This is a genomic window from Anaerobiospirillum sp. NML120511, assembly GCF_023050955.1.
GTDB lineage: Bacteria > Pseudomonadota > Gammaproteobacteria > Enterobacterales > Succinivibrionaceae > Anaerobiospirillum.
This window is the reverse complement of the sequence record NZ_JALKIK010000026.1, coordinates 1-21,169: the sequence shown is the minus strand read 5'-3', so window position 1 is coordinate 21,169 and position 21,169 is coordinate 1. Positions and strand designations below refer to the sequence as shown.

At 41.5% G+C, this 21,169-nt stretch carries 17 protein-coding genes; 4 read left to right on the top strand and 13 right to left on the bottom strand.

Annotated features, from left to right (window positions below):
• Positions 1–2,174: 2,174 nt before the first annotated feature.
• Positions 2,175–2,501, top strand: a complete 327-nt coding sequence (locus tag MXE39_RS08295) for a helix-turn-helix transcriptional regulator (protein ID WP_247073968.1) — start codon at positions 2,175–2,177, stop codon at positions 2,499–2,501.
• Positions 2,502–2,663: 162 nt separating this feature from the next.
• A complete protein-coding gene (locus MXE39_RS08290; protein ID WP_247073966.1) occupies positions 2,664–4,160 on the top strand; it encodes an integrase family protein in 1,497 nt (498 codons plus the stop codon).
• Positions 4,161–4,477: 317 nt separating this feature from the next.
• Here MXE39_RS08290 and MXE39_RS08285 read toward each other — a convergent pair whose 3' ends face one another.
• The gene (locus MXE39_RS08285) at positions 4,478–6,076 is read right to left on the bottom strand and encodes a hypothetical protein (RefSeq protein ID WP_247073964.1); all 1,599 of its coding nucleotides are present in this window, start codon (positions 6,074–6,076) and stop codon (positions 4,478–4,480) included.
• 494 nt (positions 6,077–6,570) lie between these two features.
• On the opposite strand from MXE39_RS08285, the gene MXE39_RS08280 reads away from it, so the two are divergent.
• Positions 6,571–6,894 carry a hypothetical protein gene (locus tag MXE39_RS08280; protein ID WP_247073962.1) on the top strand — a complete coding sequence of 108 codons (324 nt, stop codon included), beginning with the start codon at positions 6,571–6,573 and terminating at the stop codon, positions 6,892–6,894.
• A 29-nt stretch (positions 6,895–6,923) separates the two neighbouring features.
• Positions 6,924–8,042: a zincin-like metallopeptidase domain-containing protein gene (locus MXE39_RS08275; protein WP_247073960.1), complete on the top strand. Its 1,119-nt coding sequence runs from the start codon at positions 6,924–6,926 to the stop codon at positions 8,040–8,042.
• A gap of 592 nt (positions 8,043–8,634) precedes the next feature.
• Here MXE39_RS08275 and MXE39_RS08270 read toward each other — a convergent pair.
• The 12 genes from MXE39_RS08270 to MXE39_RS08215 all read right to left on the bottom strand — a co-directional run.
• Positions 8,635–9,639, bottom strand: coding sequence for a hypothetical protein (locus MXE39_RS08270; protein ID WP_247073958.1), 1,005 nt, complete (start codon positions 9,637–9,639; stop codon positions 8,635–8,637).
• Positions 9,640–9,708: 69 nt separating this feature from the next.
• Positions 9,709–10,035: a hypothetical protein gene (locus tag MXE39_RS08265; protein ID WP_247073956.1), complete on the bottom strand. Its 327-nt coding sequence runs from the start codon at positions 10,033–10,035 to the stop codon at positions 9,709–9,711.
• An 86-nt stretch (positions 10,036–10,121) separates the two neighbouring features.
• Entirely contained in the window at positions 10,122–12,272 is a 2,151-nt protein-coding gene (locus MXE39_RS08260; protein WP_247073954.1) for a hypothetical protein, read from the bottom strand.
• Between the two features lie 71 nt (positions 12,273–12,343).
• Positions 12,344–12,760, bottom strand: a complete 417-nt coding sequence (locus MXE39_RS08255; protein WP_247073952.1) for a hypothetical protein — start codon at positions 12,758–12,760, stop codon at positions 12,344–12,346.
• A 232-nt stretch (positions 12,761–12,992) separates the two neighbouring features.
• Positions 12,993–13,679, bottom strand: a complete 687-nt coding sequence (locus MXE39_RS08250) for a hypothetical protein (protein WP_247073950.1) — start codon at positions 13,677–13,679, stop codon at positions 12,993–12,995.
• Positions 13,680–13,784: 105 nt separating this feature from the next.
• Positions 13,785–14,978 (bottom strand): relaxase/mobilization nuclease domain-containing protein, encoded by a 1,194-nt coding sequence (locus tag MXE39_RS08245; RefSeq protein WP_247073948.1) that lies wholly within the window; start codon positions 14,976–14,978, stop codon positions 13,785–13,787.
• Positions 14,979–14,994: 16 nt separating this feature from the next.
• A complete protein-coding gene (locus MXE39_RS08240; RefSeq protein WP_247073946.1) occupies positions 14,995–16,314 on the bottom strand; it encodes a hypothetical protein in 1,320 nt (439 codons plus the stop codon).
• A 69-nt stretch (positions 16,315–16,383) separates the two neighbouring features.
• Positions 16,384–17,688: a hypothetical protein gene (locus tag MXE39_RS08235; protein WP_247073944.1), complete on the bottom strand. Its 1,305-nt coding sequence runs from the start codon at positions 17,686–17,688 to the stop codon at positions 16,384–16,386.
• 215 nt (positions 17,689–17,903) lie between these two features.
• Positions 17,904–19,739, bottom strand: coding sequence for a DNA topoisomerase 3 (locus MXE39_RS08230; protein ID WP_247073942.1), 1,836 nt, complete (start codon positions 19,737–19,739; stop codon positions 17,904–17,906).
• A gap of 12 nt (positions 19,740–19,751) precedes the next feature.
• Entirely contained in the window at positions 19,752–20,327 is a 576-nt protein-coding gene (locus tag MXE39_RS08225; RefSeq protein WP_247073940.1) for a hypothetical protein, read from the bottom strand.
• Between the two features lie 11 nt (positions 20,328–20,338).
• On the bottom strand, positions 20,339–20,758 hold the full coding sequence (locus MXE39_RS08220; RefSeq protein WP_247073938.1) for a single-stranded DNA-binding protein: 420 nt from the start codon (positions 20,756–20,758) through the stop codon (positions 20,339–20,341).
• 74 nt (positions 20,759–20,832) lie between these two features.
• Positions 20,833–21,169: hypothetical protein (locus MXE39_RS08215; RefSeq protein WP_247073936.1), on the bottom strand; the 337-nt coding region annotated here is incomplete at its 5' end.

Here is a 21,169-nt window from a genome sequence, read left to right as displayed (position 1 = left end):
CTCAGACTGAGTTAGAAGTCTGCAGCCCTTTACAGCATGTGAGAAATGAACACCAAGGCCTCATTTGCTCTAGCATTGGTTAGCGTTTAGCTAGTGAGTGCATTGTAGAAAAGCACATATATAATGTGTATTAAGATTCACTGAAAGCGTGTAAACGAGATATAAAAATAAAAATAAACAGGCAAAAACTATGGTCTTAAAACCATTACTGCCTGAATACCAGGATAACAGAGAACCCCCTAATATAAGCCATTTACAGACTCCTGCCACTGGCTCATCCTGCTGAGCCTGTCTGTAAAAAAAATTTACATCGTTTACATTCAGCCCCTACATTTTTACTGAAAAAACAGCTCTCCCACCCCAAATATTGCACCATGTTCATCAATATGAGCCCCAAACACCACTTTTGCCCTGAATAAGCCATTTAAAGCCATAAAACTGTCGATGAACAATCATGTTCTCAGGACCGATCCGCAACATGCTGTTTACATCCCCTGACAGCATTCAACAATTCCTATATATCTCACACACCTCAAACTCCCCGCACTCTTCCCACCAGGCAATGGCCAGTCAATACGGGCAGCACCGGTCATGGCGTTGACTCCATACATCGGATGGAAGTCCGGTGAATAACGGGAATTCCCAAAATCGACCTGCCTCTGACTGCAAACAGTCTTTGCCAGACGCCAACATTCTGTTTACATCACTACAGCACTTCGCCAGCTGCCAACACTCTGTTTACATCACTACAGCACTTCGCCAGCTGCCAACACTCTGTTTACATCACTACAGCACTTCGCCAGCTGCCAACACTCCGTTTACATCACTACAGCACTTCGTCAGCTGACAACACTCTGTTTACAGCAATACTCTGCCTTTGCCAGACGCCAACATTTTGTTTACATCACTCCAGCACTTCGTCAGCTGACAACACTCTGTTTACAGCAATACTCTGCCTTTGCCAGACGCCAACATTCTGTTTACAGCAATACCCTGCCTTTGCCAGCCCCAACATTCTGTTTGCAGCAATACCCGGCCTTTGCCAGACGCCAACCTTTTGTTTGCAGCAATACCCGGCCTTTGCCAGACGCCAACATTTTGTTTACATCACTGCCCGACATTTCCCTGAACAACCACATAAATGTAAACAATCAGCCCGGGCTCCGGCCATTTAGCTCATCTATATATCAGCCCCATTCATGTAGCTGAACACCTTGTAAATAAAGAGGCAACACAAACAGCTGGACTATCCCTGCCAGCCGAACGACTTTAGGCCCATCAGGCCTTACGACTTACCACAGTGCTGCATGTATGGCCAACTGAATTGACTTATGGACAGATAAACGGATGGCAGGTCGTATGCACGGATCGTCGGCTAACATGTACAAGCTGCTTTGACACACTCCAAATCCCAGCACCTGTCTACACTCCATGCAGTGACGATCCAGCCCCTGCTTTGGCCCATGTTCGTGCAGGCTCTGACATACCCTAAGCGTTATGCCGCACCAGACGCAGATAAGTCAGCTCGCTCCCACAATAAATAAGCAACCAGGGATCGGGCGGCAAGAAAGAGAATGGTCTGCGGGGCAACGGCTGCCAGGTGCAGACATGTAAGGAGGCAGAAGAGGGATGCGGTCAGCTTATTTACAGGAATGATCTATTACCGTACAGTCTCATACAGATAAGCAATACATGACAATGTGAGTAGCTGACTGGCCGATAGGGAAGAGCGGCGCTGGCCTATTGGCTTGTCGATTGGCTGGCTGTGCTCAGGGGCAGCGCAGTTGGCGCCATAAACAGGGGGACGCTCAGCGGGCAGCGCAAAGCTGACATGATGGTCTTGATGAGGATACTTGCTTTTGTGTAAACTGGTGGTAAGGATACTCAGTTGGATATCGAAAAGGTGAACAGCAGAAAGGACGGTATGCAGGAAACCGCATGTAAATCACAGATGTGGTGCTGGATACACGATTGACGGCCCATAATAAAATCCCTTTTTTTTCCAAAAAAAGACTGACTTATTTGTGAATATTAAGAAGAAATTTAACTTCATCACAAAGATCAGTCTTTTTTATTTAAAAAAACTATTATACAGTGGATAATCTGCTAAAGCTTTAACCAAGTTTATCCTTGATGGCACTATTCTACCATGGAACAGAGTTAAAGGGGTTATTATGGTTGTTATTAAATGCACAAACTGGTATAAAGAACTTGATGTTCCTACCAGAAAGAAATTGGCAGCCTGCTGTGGGATCCAGAAGAGTCATTTAGATAAAATATTTAACTCTAAGCGGGAGCCAACTTTAGAAACATCCCTTGTTGTTATAATGTTTTCTCAAGGGTATATCTCTATTGACGATATGATGCCATCTCTTCGAGATGATCTGAAATGTTTCATAAACTCTTTGAGAGTTACCCCAAGGAAAAGAGCTAGAGCGACACCTGTCTGTGCCGCTGATTCCAGGAGAACAGTTCATGATCAAAGAATTACAAACATGTAATATATACGCCCGCCAGGCGCTTTCAACGCGGAGAAAAGACAGATGTTTCCTGACTTGTATCGGATGCATCAAGCTTTTGGCGTGCGCCTGTCAGGCGCATGTTAGATTCACGTGCTGCGTCAAGTTGTATATTAGCACAGTTAGTGAAGAGGTCAATCAATTATGCCAAAAATTGCTACAGAACTCTCGTATTTAGACATCAAAAATATGGATAAGTGCGGGACATTTGCCATTGGTTATGTATCTGGGCTTTCAATAAGAATCTCTTCTGTAGGAGCAAGAAAAACATATGTTTTTCGATACAAGTTTGATAATAAAGAATCTTATATCAAAATCGGTAACTTTCATCATATAGATATAAAAACGGCAATTGATGATGCTTACAAATACCAGGACTGTCTTGATAAGGGCTTGGATCCTAAGATCCTGCAGAAGGTAAATCATGCAAGGTTTCGTACCGACATTCTAAGCATGGAGCAATCTCTTCATGGACAAGAGCTATATTTTTCCAATAGAAGCAATAGAAATCCTCAGTATCAATTAGATCAGGTAAGAAGTATTGCCAGCAACGCTGATGATGATGTTGTTAAGGCGAAGAATAAAGAGAGTAATAGTAATACCTGCAAAATAATAACAATTGAAGCTGCTGTATACCAATATCTTGACTATTTAGAAGCAATGCAGGCTTTTGAAAACAATAGACGTGGTTATTCTGAAAGAAAGGGAATGGTTAAAAATCACATCTTCAATAAGATAGCTCCATCTACAATTCTTAGCACTATTGAGGCTACGGATTTTAATAATTGCATTTCCGCTATCTGGTCAAAGCACGCAAGTCTAAGCAGCAAGCTCTACAACTTTATCATCAACTTTATTGACTGGGCAACGGCGAACAATTACTACGATGATCTTATGTTTAAGAGTCATTTAAAAACTCTTATGGCTCCTTATAGGAAGAGGAAAGCAAGTTCAGGGCACAATCCCTGTCTTGATTTTAAGCAGATACCGTACTTCGTCAAAGTTCTTTGGGAGAATGGCTCAATATCAGCTATGTGCTTTATTTTTTCGATACTTACTGCTGCAAGATCTCAAGCAGTAAGGATGCTTACATGGAAGCAGCTTGATCTTGACAATTGTCTTTGGCACATACCTCTTGAGAACGACAAGTCAAAAGTAAAGGACAGAATAAGAACTATTATTCTTTCTCCGCAAGCAGTAGCGCTTGCAAAACACATTAACAAGTCGTTCTTTGCAGATGGCGCTGATAGCGATAGCTTTGTTTTCAAGCAGAAGACCAATAAAAACTGTCTGTCAGACAATGCTTTCAGATCGTTGATTCTTAACTTGAATAAAGCCCAGACAGGAAAAGGTCTTGAACCTTTTGTAGACAAAAACTGTCTTGATGAGGCTGGGAGGCCAAGGGTAATAACTCAGCACGGAACAGCAAGGTCTACTTTTAAGACATGGAGTAAGAGTGATGAACTGGGTAATCTAAGTAAGTTTAACCAGGAGGCAGTAGAAATTTGCCTGCTTCACTCACGGAACGACCCATTACGGGGAGCTTATGACAGATCTACTCTTGTTATGGAAAGAAATAAAGTGATGAGTGCATGGGGGAAATACTGTTGCTCGCTTATACCGGAGTTTAAGTTTGTCTAATTGCGTAGCCAGCAGAATGCCGTGTTGTGCCCCTCTGCACTGCTGCTGGTATTCCTGGTAGATCTTACGAAGAGACTAATCATAGCTTGCGGGAAGGAGGGCGACTTTCCGGCAGCTTCTGTCACCTTATGAAGGGGCTCTACCTACCGCCTGGTAACACTCTTTCCCGCTTACCATCCAATCCGGCACAATCCTCCTTATGCTTTTAGCCAGGCAAGCTTAATCAACAGCAGCCTTAACTTAATAATCTTAGGGCTTACGGGAAAGAGGTCTATTCTCATGAGGCTATGCCTAAAATCAATTCAGTCAAGAAAAGATCACCTTCCCTTAGAGCATAATGCAACCTCATCCTTTTCAGGGGTGACATTCTTTGTTTTTATCTTCTTTTCTGAGAGTGATTTAACAATAGCTTTTGCCAGATCGCCAAAAGATGAATCCTTACTCATATCTGAAGCCTCTCTTCCAGTCGTGATCTTTAATAAGGCCGAGTTGCAACTCTCAAAGAATCCATCTAAGCTTCTAAATATTGTGGAGTCATTTGGGTCCTTTAAATTACTATTGAAAAGATTTTCAAGACTGCCAGGAAGATCATGGGCTAATAAAGTAAGTTCATCCCTTAAACCTCTATATGATGTGCTTATTTCGTTTTCGGCCTTATTTATATTGGAAAAACCATCCATGGCTCCATATACACGCATATCTGACTGAGCCAGCTTCTTGAAAGCAGATAAAACTTGGAGAGCTGAGCTAAAACCCTTATGACACTTAACCCAGTACTCTGGTACAGAGCTATAATCATCATCCAATGAATTCTTGATTTTATCCTTGATCAGTTTATTATCCAGCTTATATTCAATGTAATAGGCAGTATCCACAAAAGCTTCTCGAGAGGGGTTTTTTGCAAATTCGCGAATATAATTTTTTAACTCTACGGGGAGGCATGCGCTATCAATGTTGCTTGTGATTCTGTTCATTGCATCTTTGTTATGCTCCCATACTTCCGGTATCAAAGGGTGTTGATAATAAATATTGTCCTTAAAACATAGTTCCGTTATCTTATTTAAGTTTTGGTATGCCCGAGAATTAAAAAAATCATCAGTATTTAGCTGCAGGGTGGTCTCCAGGATAGAAAGATATTTTTGATCGCTAACCCTACTAACATCAAATGGGCAAGGATTATTCATAAAGCTGGTGAAGTACCCGTTTATAAAAGTGTCAGGATTAATACTATCAAAGCAATCTTTTATTTTATTTAATGATTCCATGTCTGGAACCTCTATAAAGTTATTAATAACTGTTGAAATTGATGGTTCATGGTCGAAAAGCGTAGAGAAATGTCCTGCGATTCGAAGAGCTTCAGAAAAATGCTTTAAATTCTTTTTTGCTTCTTCGATCTGTGAGGTAGCTCTATCACGATCAATATTCTCAAAAGGTTTGCTAAGATCTTTGCCAAAAACGGCTACCATATAGTCTTTTGTTGTTTCACGTATTAATTTAGAAGAAATTGCCTCCCATGATCTAATCGCGGCTGCTATTTTTTCTTTCTTTGGAGAGTTTTCTGTTCCTCGAGTGACAGGCATTATTTTGAGTATAAAGCTGTCCAGTTTGTTGGTTTTCTTGTATTCACCAACCAAGTCCAACGTCGCATTAAAGAAGAGACCTTTAGGAACAAATAAATTACCCATGACTTTATTTCTGACATTTGTTTTTAACATGTCATCAAAGAGTTGGTTCGGAAATGATTTATATGCAGGAGTTTCTTTCAATATGTCGGGAAGTTCATAGCTGTCCATGATTTCCTTAGCAAGGCGAACATAGACTTCATTTTTATAGTATTCGTCACCAAAGTAGTTTTGGTAATGAAGCTTATGTAACTTATAAATGCGATAGTATTCATCTTTAACTTTATGGTCCATAAAAGCTAACTCCTTAGATAAAACAGATAGAATCGGCTTCCCCACGCACAGCGTGTGGTCAGTATGGTGGAGAGTCTATATCTCTCCTTATCTTCCATGTATGTGCTTAATGCACAAGCATAAAGCTGGGAAGCAGCACCAGCTACCCCAAACTTTCTCTTTTCCCGCCAGCTAAATCTGCAGCAGCACACCCTCCTTATGCTTTTAGCCAGGCAAGCTTAATCAACAGCAGCCTTAACTTAATGAAGGCTCATCTTAGGGCCAACGGGAAAGAGGTGTATTGTTGCCGAATTCCCGTCCAGTGTATCAGCGACTTTATCCCCCGTCTTAAATGGCCCTCTCCCCGTAATACTATGTGCAGCTCTTGCTGCAGAGCACATTCTTGCCTACAGGCCTCTCCGTGGCACCAGCTGCATCAAACTCAAAAATTTATAATAAAAAGTCTTTTTGCCAGATCATGGTTTGATAAAATTAGCTTATGCTAAAGCGAACTAGTGATTTCTTATTTATGTGATTTTATGGTGAATATTATGACTGATTTAAACAACTCTGATTCAACTGCTGAGATAGTTGCAACTTATTCTGCCACCTTTAAAACCCTAGCCCAAGCTGCTCAAGAGCGCCTTGCGCAACATCCTGAACTCTGGAAAGAGTTTATTGATGTTGATTCCAGCAACTGGAGTGAGGATATGATTAAAGACATGGATGAGTTGGGTTTTCGTTTAGATGACCCAGATAATAGCGAAACTCTTGAAGGTGCTTATGCTGAGTTTGAGATTGAGTGCCGAGCTAAAGAAGCTCTAGCTAATCAGAACTAACCTGGTACTAGTTTATTGAGGACTAATTTATGGCTTATAAGCAGACTGCAAAATCCAACACCAATACAAAAGATAATAATGTTGTCAAGGAGTATGCTGACATTTTCATCAAAGCGTTGAAAGAGGAAAAATTACCTTGGTCAAAAGGATTTTCTGATACTAAGCCTTTTAATCCCTTATCTGGCACTGAATACTCTGGGTTTAACTATTTTAGACTTCAATTTTCTGCCACGGCACAAAATTTTGAGGATCCACGCTGGATGACATATCCTCAAGCTGGCTGTTTGGGAGGGTATGTGAAAAAAGGGGAAAAAGGTACCAAAATTATTTCTCCCTTTAATACTCTAGAGCTTGATGAGAACAATAAACCAATACCATTAATGAAAGATGGTAAACCCGTTGTTGATGACGAGGGCAAAACTGTATTTCAACAGCGTTTGGCATTTAAAGCCATAACAGTTTTTAATGTTGAACAGATCAATAATATAGAGCTGCCTCCTATACAAAGACCACTCTACAATATCACCCCCAATGAGCGTTTTGACTCCTTTATAAAAAACAGCGGTGCTAATGTTATCTTTAAAACTAATCTCCAAAGCTGCCATTACAATTTAGGACAAGATGCTATTTTCATGGTTCCCCAAGAGAATTGGAAAAATCCTGTTGAATATATGTCAACCTTGTTACATGAGATGGGTCATTGGACTGGACATCAAAGCCGCTTAGCTAGACCTATGGAGGGTAGCTTTGGTAGTCAAAGCTATGCTAAAGAGGAGTTAGTAGCTGAGATTTGCGCCTCAATGATGAAAAGCCGCCTTGATATAGACAAGGAAAATCTTGGTGTTTCGGACAATAACAAAGCTTACATTCAAAGCTGGATTCAGGCTTTAAACAACAATCCTGAGGAGATTGTAAAAGCTTGCTCTGCTGCTTATAAGGTTCATGAGTTTCTAAAACAATATGATCCTGTTAAGGACATTGTCCAAGAGAAAATTGATCTCTCTGATAAAGAGCCTGACTACTCTAAAACCACTGCCTCTAAAGTTATTGCTAAGACCAATGAGATGGTTGCTAACAAGGCTATTGAAATGCAAGCTACCAACACTCGAACCATCATACAAAACGAGCCTAAAGATCTTGTGCGTTAATTGCCTATGTTGCATATACCCGTATACAGAAGCCAGCTAAATCTGTAGCAGCGCCGTCCTCCTTATGCTTTTAGCCAGGCAAGATTAATCAACAGCAGCCTTAACTTAATGAAGGCTCATCTTAGGGCCAACGGGAAAGAGGTCTATTGTTACCAACTTCCCGTCCAGTGTAGCAGCTACTTTAACCCCCACCTTAAATGGCGCTCTCCCCGTAATACTATGTGCAGCTCTTGCTGCAGAGCACATTCTTGCCTACAGGCCTCTCCGTGGCACCAGCTGCATCAAACTTCACTGCCTGCACTCACTCGTCGGGATAAAGCTGGGAAGCAGCACCAGCTACCCCAAACTTTCTCTTTTCCCGCCAGCTAAATCTGCAGCAGCACACCCTCCTTATGCTTTTAGCCAGGCAAGCTTAATCAACAGCAGCCTTAACTTAACGAAGGCTCATCTTAGGGCCAACGGGAAAGAGGTGTATTGTCACTGACAAACTGCGAGTCCAGTGCAGCAGCTACTTTAACCCCCACCTTAAATGGCGCTCTCCCCGTAAGACTATGTGGAACCCTTTGATGCATAGAGCTGCTACAGCGGCCAATTACCTTTCCTTTTCTGGCCTTGGCTTAACAGTAATAGAGCTTTGAACTATTTCTGGTGAGCCTTTTATCTTGTTAAGTAACTCAGAAGCTCTTTTAAAAACCGCGTTATTTTTAATAGATTCAAATATCGAGATTGAAGTTGTTTCTTTCATCTGTTTGATATTAAAAATATCCATTGTTTTTTTACAGTAGTCACATGCTTTACCTGCCTGTTCACCGGCTCTTTTTATTTGATGATCTGAGAGGTTCAGGGCTAGATCAGCCATGTCTGCAAGGTCTTCTCTATTGGGCAAGAAGCCAAACATTGAAGCTATTTGGGCTCCTCCTATCTTTCTGGTAAGCATCTCTTCATTTTGGCTATACACAAGTCTTTCCATTCTCTTCGTAGAGCTTGTTGCAGCAATAAGGTTTTCACATGTGAATTTGACAAAAGACTCTGTATTTTTAAATTTGCCTATAGGCGGCAGGTTAATTGTATTATCTGACAGGTTAAACGCATTTCTTTTAAGACAGCCATCGCCAGTTAAATCAAGGTCTGAGTTAAAGCGGATATTGTATATATCTTTAGTGTTGTTCAAGAAGTCTTCAAATTTCATATGAAGGCTTGCGGGGAGAGGTGCGAGTTGCAGTTCCGGTATGTGCGCAACCTGCTCAGCGTTGTAGTAGGCTCCTATGGCATTCTCTTTATCAGAGCTGGTAAATGGTTGAATCTTACTGTCCATATCAATATCGAGGGTTTCAATAAGTCTTGCTGATATAAAACGTGAATCAGTAAAACCTTTCTCTTTCATGAACATCATCATTTCATAGGCATCTACCTTATCGAAGGGCTCACCGGAAAATGCGTCATGAGGCGGAGTTCTGTCGAAGTCTCTTTTAAACTGGTTCATGCCCAGATCAAATTCAGCTTCGTGGTGATACCTGAAGTCAGGTTCAGGCCAGAGATCAATAGGAGTATGAGAGTTCTCTCTTAGATATTCAGTAATGCTTTTTACATATTTCATATGTTGAATCCAAAAAAAATAGGGCAGAAAGGCCCTATTGAACATATGACTACACTGTTAAGTAAATGACTACAAATTCAGTGATTCTTGAGCTCGTTGGTCAAGTTCAAATCTGTATAAATCATAGTATAGAGTTTCCCGGTAAACATTAAAGATAGAGAGGGGGGTTTTACTGTTTAACGCCATATAAGCAGCATCATCATATTTGTAGCCAGTCAATTGTATAAAGTCATCTGCTGCATAGTCATCGGTAAGCAGCCTTTCTCTTCCAGACTGCGCCATTATAACCATGAAAGTAGCAGCGTTTGCCAGCCGCTCCATGGTCCTTTTTTCAAGCTTAAGCTTTTCTCTGTCCTTTTCAGTAATGTAAGGGCTGGTGAATACTCTATTGTTCATACATGTATCTAACGGTAAAGCAACTGCCCTACTGGGCAGCTGCCGTTAATTGAGGAATAAAACACACGAATGATAAGGCCAGAATATTAACGTTCCATACCTTTCTTCACATCATTGGTCTTTTCCTGCTGCTTATTGTTTTTAACAAAGTCAATAATCGCATCCTTAAGATTGGTTAAAGTAAGTTTTTGAATTTCCTTAAAATCTATTCCCTTAGCTAGGCAAGTATCAACATTAATATCCAGCTTATTGAAGATGAACTTTTTTACGCTTTCAGATAGTTTACCTAATTTGCGCTGAGGCTCTGACTTGGCAGGTTCAGCAGGAGCTTCCTTGGCCTGTGGCTCTGACTTGGCAGCTTCAGCAGGAGCTTCCTTGGCCTGTGGCTCTGACTTGACAGGTTCGGCTGGGGCTTCCTTGGCCTGAGGCTCTGACTTGGCAGGTTCAGCAGGAGCTTCCTTAGCCTGTGGCTCTGGCTTGGCAGGTTCAGCATGAGTTTCCTTAGCCTGTGGCTCTGACTTGGCAGGTTCAGCAGGAGCTTCCTTGGCCTGTGGCTCTGACTTGGCAGGTTCAGCAGGCGCTTCCTTAGCCTGTGGCTCTGACTTGGCAGGTTCAGCAGGCGCTTCCTTAGCCTGTGGCTCTGGCTTAGCAGGTTCAGCTGGAGCTTCCTTAGCCTGTGGCTCTGGCTTAGCAGGTTCAGCTGGAGCTTCCTTAGCCTGTGGCTCTAATTGTTTTTGGAACTCACGCTCCAAAAATTTATTGATAGTTTCAGACGTATCAAAAGGAAGACTTTTGTTGCAATCAAGAACTCCCTTTTCTAACTTCCGGACTTCTTCAAGGTCTATTCCTTCAAACTCAGCAATATTAAAAAGTCTATCTGCTCTCTTTTCACCAGAAAAGAAAGCTTTGAATCCAGGGTTGAGTCTAGCGTCATCGGGATGGTAATAATTTGATTTCTCGTCTAATAAGACTGCAGCATTAATATCCGCATCCTTTTTAAGGTGACCTCCTAAATGTCTAGCATCATATTCAGTAAGCCATATATTATCAGGGTAATTTTTTTCTGCTCTTATTTGGCAAGTCTTAAGATTTGTTTCTAATCCTGTATCTAATTTTGAATGGAAGCTAGGTTGTCCATATACATCGCCATCTACGAGGACGGGGCGAGTCATTAAATAAACTGATGGCTCTAATTTACCATCCTTGTTAATCATTGGAGAAAGATCATCGACTCCTTGTTTCTTCATATCTGTTTTAAAATTGTCCAAAACCGCACTATGTGATTCTGGCTTGGCAGGTTCAGCAGGAGTCTCCTTAGCCTGTGGCTCTGGCTTGGCAGGTTCAGCTTTAACTGGCTCGGAAAGAGCAAGAACCTCTTTTTCTAATGCTTTATCATATTCTTTACAAAAGGTCTTAAATATCTCTCTTACAGCATCACTAGTCAATTCAAATGAGCCAAGTGGGTTACCTGTTGGTATACGCGAGAGCTCATTATAGATGGTGCTAAGTTCTTCTCCATTCTTTTTTATAGTTTCCGCTACATCTCTAGGCATTGAAGCTATAAGATCAGGACTTGCTTTTATCTGACCTGGACCTTCTTTTGGAAGACCAAATTGTTCTGCGATAAAGTATGGCAGTAATGCTTTTACAGTTTCTATGTTTTTATTGTTAACGTATGACTCAGGGGCTTCACGGTTGAAACGCTTAGCCGAGGCAATAATAGCTTTCTCGAGTATCTCTGGGTTATTTTCTATAAAGTGGCTAGAAATTAATTTTGTATTCTCTCTGATAAATTCACGTTGATTAGAAAACTCATTAAGAGGTTTGAACTTTATATAATCAGAAAAAGGCTCGATAAATTCATTGAATGCCCTCAGGTTCTCGTTGTTTTTAACCTGATCAAACTCTCTTAGATAGTTAGTGTCAATGTGTGTTTGAGATCCTTTAAAGATATCAGTTTTAGTTCGGGCGGCACCAATCTTTTCTAGACTTTCTACAATTTTACGCTGTTCTTCGGAAAGATCAGAAAATCTGACAACTAAAGTGCCTTCCATGCCTTTTTCATAGTTTCCTATAGGCTCTTTTGTTAATGCATCGATTACGTTGTCAACAGTAGATCTTATACCTGTAAAATTATTCTCAAGATCGTTACTGGCAGAGGATAAGCTAAAGCCAAACTCTTTTGCACTTCTGGCAAAAGGAAAACGTTTTGAATCATGATCTTTAAACTTAAACATAGTGTTCCTATATGTACAGAGCCCATCATATAAAAAATACATGATGGGCATAATATAATGAAAGTCTAATTTTAGATTTTAGAGCTAACGGCTTCTTTTGCTCTTTGTTCCAATTCAAATTTAGCAAGGACAGCCTCAAAGGAACGTTTGTCTCCAGATGGAATAGTTCCATCACTTACTGTCTTCTTGTATATCTCAATAAATCTTGGCATTTCAGTTGGTTCAGGGATGTCAAATCCAATTTCCGGGATAGGGCGATACATTACATTAAAGTGTTTTCCAGCTTCTAATGCAAGAGCTGGGTTTGCGTCAATTCTTTTTAGAGCTGCAGCAGCAAGAAGTTCATTTGCAGCAATTTTATTTGCCTTCTCCCTGTAAAAACCCTCAATTTCAGCATCGAGCCTGGCGTTGACTTCTTTGTTCTTCTCGCGCCATTCATTAGTACCAGCTACAGAAAGTTTTAGAGAGGCGGTATTACTATCAGACATTGCTTAACCTCATAATTACGTCGTTGTCTTCAGCAGGAGGTCTGCTGAGTCGTTGGGAAAATAATATCAATTAATAAAACAAATGACAAGCGCCTCATGTGACTCATATCTCATTTTAATAAATAATCTCAAATAAAGACCATGTGATTATAGAGCAAGAACGTCAACTAAAGACCTGGATTCAGGCACAGCAAATACTTCAAAGATTAAATATATTAACCGGTTTTTATTGCTATTTTTCCAACATTTTCATTGCAATTCTAGCCGCAACAGCTGACTTATCTGCGTTTTTATTTAGATCTTTGCCTGTTATAACTCTTGCCATATCAGATGCTATATTACAGGTATTGTTAAGAATTTTGGTAATGCTTTGCCTGGGGATAGCAAGTAATTTATTTGCAATGCTTTTAATATGTTCTGGCTTTGGATCTTCACCTGTAATTTGCCACCGCATATCCAGCAGAGTTATATCGTTAGCAAGAACAGCTGTAATCCCATTTTCAAACTTCATATCTTTTAAAGCTTTTATATCCTCTGGTACTTTATCCTGGTGTTTACCAATTACCGAGCTCTGCAGAAAGTCCATGCTTATAAAAGCATCCTGACTCCCATCTCTACCTGACAGCATTATGATATCGGAACTGATATCAAAATCCACTCTTAAAGTGCCTCTAACAGAATCAAGCTGGTTTATTCTTATCAGCCTCTTATCTGTCTTATCTTCCATGTATTTGCTTAATACATCAAGCTCTTCATTTGCTACAGGGCAGAGTAATCCTGTAAACGCATCAAGGTATCCTTGGCTTGGTTTAGTAACATTATCAGAATATCCGTGTGCATAGGGCTGATTGTGGGAGGAAATGCTGTTTATTAACTCCCTTTCAACATTATGCTTTAAAGCAAGATAGTCAAATTTCATAGACAAACTCCTGGGGTAACTATAATTGTTGCTGCAGCCAGCAGCTGCGGTAGCAGCACCAATCGCAGCAGTAACTTCCTTTAAATAAATGAATGAAGGTAAACTTCACTGCCTGCGGGAAGAGGTGGTTTTGGATGTTTCTGAGTGCTCCTGCTGGGGAGCTTGCTGCTCTGTTTCTGCACGAGATGCACGTGCACGAGCTTGTGCCGCTTTGTATCTGGCTATGGTCCGTTTGCTAAGGGGCAGGCGGGAAGAAGGTACGGGCACCTGCTGGCCACTTTGCTCCAGGGCGTCGATTGTCCTCACCAGATCGCTGGCGGCGTCACTGACCTCTTTCATTCGCTGCTCAGCAGCATCAACCATGGCCTTTTGTATGGCTGTTGGCGGAGCCTGGCGGGTTATCTGGCCGGTTCGTCTTTCAAGGTGAATACGCTCGCTTGATTTGCCTCTTCCGTACTTCATGCGTTCGATGCGCCTCGTGGCATTCATCTCAATGCCGTTCTCTCTGGCAATCGCGGCGTAACGCTCCCGCATTAGCCGAAAATCGTCATTACGCACGTCTAATCTTTTCCCTTCGTCATTCACTGCTCTGATCAGGAAGTGAACATGCGGGTGATCCGGCTCATTGGGAGTATCATCAGTTTTCGCATGGAGCACAAAGACATAATGAAATCCGTTGACTGCAAAAAACTCATGCCCGAACTGCCGGGCAGTATTCGTCAGTGCCTTGTGGTCAGTACCAGGAGGGGCTGAAAGAATCATGCGCCTGGCAGCTGCTGGAAGTTTGTCTGTGTATCTCGGGTCATCTTTGTCTGCTGGCAAACCATCAGCACTTTCCCAGCCCTCAACCATGGCTTCCAACACCTCCTTGTCCAGGTCCCAGCCATCGTTGTTTTCGACATCTACCAGACCATTACGGGCAATGTACAAGGCTGCCTGTTTGAGGTGTCTGCCTGTCTTGATGCCACGGCTTGGTTTGTCGAACTTAATTACTGCTTCTGGCGTGTTGTGCACAACGCCCTCAAATTTGGATACCGTGCTCAGGCCGGAGCCCTTGCTGTAAGCAGGTGTTCGCCTGAACGAAGAAGCCCTCCTTCCTGCAGAAGATACCTTTCTCCCGCCTGCCTTTTTAGAACCTGTCAGATGCAGGTAAACGCCACCGCTTTGCTTTTGCAGTCTGGCTTTTTTGATTGGCTTAAAAAGCGGGTCGTCTTCATAGTTGTGCTGGAAATGAGCTTCAAGTGCTTTTTCCAGTCTCTTCTGAGCACGCTCAAAATCCCGGATCTCCTTTGTGCTCATACATTCTCCTGTCGTATTACCTTTCCATAGTTACGCTTTTTGCTGCTTTTGACGAAGGTGTATCTAATGCTGCAGAAGACTTTTTGGCTGTAATTGCTTTTGCTAAGTCACGGAACTTATCATCAATGCTGTCTTGAACAGCAATGGTATCCCTATTGGCACGTGCTTGTGCATTCCAGGATTCACAGAACTGGTCCCACAGGCCAGGTCTATTGGCCGAAGAACTTATGGTCTTATTTAAGTCTATGTTCTTAAGATAAACAGGTATTCGGGAGGAAAGTTCTATAAGAGTGTCATAGTCTTTTTCCGATATCAATCTTTCCATGACAGAAAGAATTCTGTCTTTTGGTTTAAAAGGTTTAATTTGCAGGTTTTTCCGATTTGCTCTTGTATCAAAGACAAACTTGCGGTCCCAATTTGAAAATATTGACAAATCTTTCTTATCTAAAGTAACGCCAAGCTGAGCTGTAATCATCATTGCGGAGGATGCCATAACTAAGTTACTGGCTCTATCGGTATAAGCTTCAGAGCTCCATTTATTACCAGAGTCTGATAATTCTTTGCATTTAACGAAACCCAGCTCGTTCATAAATTTAAAGGCGTCAGGATCGCCTCCGCCGTGGAAAAGCTCTCTTGTGGCAACCTGGGCACAGATAATTGCCCCAGCTCTTAAAAAGTCATTTTCAGATTTAAAGTATTTTGGTGAGGGGATAACAAAATTACTGCCATTGTATTCATGAAAGCCAAAGTCCAGTCTGGAATTTAATGGCTGAAATTGAAGCCTTATAGTAGGGTCGGAATAATTATCTGTAAAATCTAACTTGATATTCAGGTGATCTAGCCATTTTTCAAGCTTGTTAAAAGCAGGCTCAAGCTCTGCTCTTACTTCGTTTGTATTCAGAGCATTAGGTTGCTTAATATCACGAGTAAGGTAATTAACAAATTTAGGAGTCCAGTCATCCTTTGCGCCATTATGATGCTTATACTCCTTAAAAAGCTCCAGATAACCACCGTTCTCTGGATTAAGAGGGTCTTTTATCAGCAGCTCGCCATTGTTCCTGTTGAGAACTTTATCTAAACATGCCAACGAAAATTTAAATTCCCGTCCAGGTAAGTCATCTCCTGTACCCAAGGTCAGACTGTCGCCTGCAAACAAATAGGCCCCTCCTCTAATAGGAATACCATATTCTTTAACCATCAAGCATCCGTCGTTAGTTATACCGAAATATGTGTTAGCTAAGTCAATTTTAAATTTGTTCCTTCCGGCATGAACATTTATTATTGGGAACCTGGCAGTTATTTCTTCCCATGTATAATCAGCTTTTGAAATCTGCACATCAATTCTCCTATCACTATATTTTATGGTTCGGCAGCGATATACGGGGAGGCATATTGCTGCGGCTTACTACCTTTCCATAGTTACGCTTTTTGCTGCTTTTGACGATGGTGTATCTAATGCTGCAGAAGACTTTTTGGCTGTAATTGCTTTTGCTAAATCATTGAGTTTTGCTCTAAAACTATCATCATTTGATGTAATGCTTCTGTCTTGTATTTGATTATTGCTCCGAGATTCACAGAACTTTTCCCAGAGGCTTGCTTCGTTTTTGGAGGAGGCTATGTTTTTATCAACATCCAGATTCTTTAGATATGCGGGAATTCGTGATGAAAGATCTATTAACGAGTTGTAATCTTCTTCCTTTATTAGTCTGCTCTGATACAGGTAGCTGTCCACTGAATCTTTGATAATGCTCTTTAGATTGTCCCTGTTCTCAGTTGTATCAAATACAAGCTTTCTGTCCCAATTAGAAAAATGTGCTAAATCAGTTTTATCTAAAGTAACACCGAGCTGGGCTGTGATCATCATTGCGGAGGATGCCATCACTAAATTATGAGCTCTGCTATCAATTGTTTTTCCTTTAATGTTGCGGGGAAATGAATTGTGTTTAACTACCTCTAATTTATTGATAAATTTCAGATCTTTGTCCTTACTGCCGTGAAAAACTTTGTTAATAGTAAATTGTGCGCAAACAATAGCCCCTGCTCTTAGGAAGTCGTTTTCAGATTTAAACATATCCATGGTGGGGAAAGAGACGTAGTGTTTTTGCTTGTCAGATTTTGGAGATACCCCAAACTCACTGTGTGAGTGAAAGTACGGTGAAGGGTAACGTTCGTGCCTTTCACTATCGTTAAGAATTAACTCTACATTTAAGTGATTAAGCCAGTTTTCCAGCTTATCAAAAGGAGCTTTGTAATGATTATTGTCCTTATTGATATCAGTTGGCGTAATTGACATGTATGGTTTAGCGATATTGACATCAAACCTTGGGCTCCAGTCATCTGCTTTTCCGTTGTGACACCTGCACGCTTTGAAGACTTCTAAATAGCCACCATTCTCCGGATGAAGAGGGTCTCTTATCTTAAGCTCACCATTAGTGTCCAGCACATTGTTAAACCTGGCTAATGGTAACTCGACATGTAACAATCTGGATTCAGGATCATCATAAATCATTGGGTCGCATGGCAAGCAGCTGACAAAGTTTTCAACTACTGGTAATACAACAGGAAGTTCGAGTGCCAAATTGCCCTCATTATCTAATTCATAGCGTCCTACCGTATCTACAAGAAAAGTTACATTATCTATATGGAACTTAATTGTTGGAGGACAAAGACCATCTTCTAACCATATATAGTCATCTTTGGAAATAAGCATATCAAAGCTCCTTTGTTTTCAATCATGCGCTGTGTTCTGCACCAGCAGCTGCGGTCTTCCCGGATGATTTAGCGAAGACGCTTATTATGGCAGGCCGGGAGAAATGTTTTGCTTACTCAGCTGTGAGTTTCCACTATGGCTTTGTGGGAACTATGGTATTAAAAAGGGCAGAGAGCAAATAAACCCTCCACCCTTAAGACGTAATTAAAGGATAATCATTTAATTTTAGTGCCTTTAGCAAGATTAACCTGCTTGACTACAAAAGGCCTGACAACCTTATTTTCAAAGTCAGATATACTCATTTTTCCTTTTTCAATTTCACTGAAATTGCACTCATATATTGCCGTAAGAACCGGGTTCTTTATGATATCTGGAAGGTGTGTGAGAAACTTCAGTGCTTTATCAGTAATTTTTAAGACCTTGCGTTCAACTTTCAAGTAGCCCTTACGTTTAAGCTCCTCAATAATTTCGGCCCTGGTTGCAGACGTACCAATACCATCCCCGTCTTTAAGATATTTCTTATGCTCAGGATGAGAGACGGTACTTGAAATATTCTCCATTGCTTTAATAAGGCTACCCTCATTATAAGCAGCAGGAGGACGCGTTCTGTCTTTGTTGATAGTGGCAGTTACCAGCTCCACTGTATCACCCTTACGGCATGCGGGAAGACGTTGAGTGTTATGTGTGGGGCCTTGATTAAGTACCTGCCTGTAACCACTTCTCAGCAGTACTGAGCCAGAAGCTTTAAGAACAAGAGGGCCTGCAGCCATTTTAATGTCTGTTGTTGATACCACAGGCTTGATAAAAAACTGAGCAAGGTAAACTCTTACTATGTAAGAGTATATCTTATGCTCGTCCTCGCTGAGTCTTGATTTATCTAAAACCTGAGTTGTAGGAATAATTCCATGGTGAGCTGTAATTTTGCTGTCATTCCAGGTACGGGACTTGATATCCGGGTTGGCTTTTAAGATCAGATCTGAAAGGTCCGGGTTTACCTGGAAAAGGGCTTTTAAAACATCAGGAGCCTCTTTATGCTGAGCTTCAGGAAGGTAAGAGCAGTCAGACCTTGGGTAAGTTGTAAGTCTGTGTGTCTCATACAATGACTGACAAACCTCAAGTGTTTTCGAAGCCGAGAAACCAAACTTATCTGCCGCATACTTCTGGATATCGGCCAATGATAACGAAAGAGGATGTTGAAGCTCGGTCTTATCCTCCTTTACTTCAGTAACCCTGATTTCTTTACACTTATTAAGGTTATCAAGCAGAGCCTGAGCAGAGTGCCCATTAGTGAGGTAGCCTGATTTATCCAGAACGCCCAGTCCATCCAAATCAAGGTCAGCCATAAACTTAATGCCGTCATACTCCAGCTGAGCCTTAATTTTAAAGAATGTGTTAGAGACAAAGCTCTTTATTTCCTTATCACGAGCAGCAACAAGGTTTAATGTAGGAGTCTGTACTCTTCCTATACTGACAAGTTCATTAGCGGCCGAGAGGGTAAAAGCTCTGGAAAGATTCATGCCTATAAGCCAGTCGGCACGCTGCCTTGCTCTTGCAGCATTGGCCATTCCCTCATAGTGTTTGTTCGGCTTTAAAGACGAAAGAGCCTTCCTGACAGAAGCCATATCCTGAGCACTTGAAAGATAACGAAGAGCAGGCTTTTTGTATTTGAAGTGTTCGAGTATTTCATCAACAAGCAGCTGTCCCTCTCGGTCAGGGTCCCCACAGTTGACGACAACTGAGCATGCTTTAATCAGCTTGCCTATCGTTGTAAGCTGACTGCGTGCAGCTTTGTCGCTTTTAGGGATATTTACCCATCTTTGAGGAAAGACGGGTAAATCTTCGTAGCGCCATATCTTTTTATTCTTACTGTTAACCGGGACGCTTGAGCCAAGGTAGTGATCCGGCTCAGCCAGCTCCAGCATATGGCCAAAACACCATGTGACCCGGTCACCATTAAGCGCAATATAATAGCCTTTCTCCTTGGACCTAAGCCCCAGAGCATCAATAATACATCTGGCAACAGAAGGCTTCTCAGCAATGAAAAGTCTCACCTTAATCACCCTTTATTCAATATATCTCTTGCCTACAATTTCACCATCGACAAGAACATCAACATAAATGCGTGTAGGCGCTAAGTGTTTAGTATATTGTTTATCGCCGACCTCAATAGTCTCGTATGGATGGCGCTTTTCTTTACTTTCAAAGACACGAGCTGGAGTTGTTGCTACAGCCTGGCAATATGAGACTTCCGTGACCTCATTCTTAGCAGACCATCTTGTACATTTATTAAAAGCAGGCATATGTACTTCAAAAGCTGTTTCGTAGCTTACAGTTGAATTTTGAGCCTGATCTACTTTCTGCGCGAGATCATCAGGAATCTTTTCCTGACAGTAGCTTATATGAGGAAGCGGAGTATAAATAATAGCTCCGCGGCTGTCTGTCTTAGTAGTTCGCTCCAGAAAAGCCTCATGAGGCTTTTTGCAGGATGGGCCAGGAAACCCTTGTGGAAGGCAAAGATAGATTGCGCACTCATTATTTCGATCCGACATAATGCCTGGATTAGCTGAAAAAGCAGCACCTGGAGCTGAAAAAAGCGCGACTGCGGTTATAGATGCAAAGATGTGTTTGACCCTTTTCATATGTGTACTCTCTACTTATTTTTCATGTATGTATTGTCTTTTTGAGCTTTCTCAAAGGTAATACCTTTAATACCGGGCTGGAGCAGATCAAGCAGTATCTTCTTTGCATTGATAGTTAAAGACTTTTTAACCTCTCCATCACTGGTGGTGTAACTGTCCTCTTTAACCTTTCCTGACACAGATACAGCCATTCCATCAGCTAGTATTTCAGCAAGCGGGAAAGAGTTTTCATTGAAGCAGTTAATCTGATACCAGGTAGAGACAAACTTCTGATCAGAGTTTTCAACATATTCAGGATGAAAGCCCCTGAAGGTCAGCAGGCCAACTTGCTTGCCAGCATTATCTCCTGACTTGGGTGTAATGGTTTTATGCTCAGGTTTATTAAAAATAATAATTCTATAGTTCTCTACATTTTCAAGGTTATCAGACATAAAGCTCTCCTTAAAGATAATTGTTTAAGATGCCATGTAACCGGGATAAATGATTACAAGCCAGTATATTAGACCTAGTCATTTGTGTCATCAACAAAGATGAAGTTCTTAGAAAAACTGTGCTTTTCTTCATCTGAGTTATCAAGGTCCATAAGAGGTTTTTTTACCTTTTCCTTTATATTAGCCCCTGTAGCGCCATCCGATGCTGGAGCAGTTGTGGACTCTGTTTCAGCAGCTGCCAGGGACTCTGTATCGTTATCAGTACCCGATGCTGCAGCGGCTTCGGACTCTGTTTCAGCAGCTGCCAGGGACTCTGTATCGTTATCAGTACCCGATGCTGCAGCGGCTTCGGACTCTGTTTCAGCAGCTGCCAGGGACTCTGTATCGTTATCAGTACCCGATGCTGCAGCG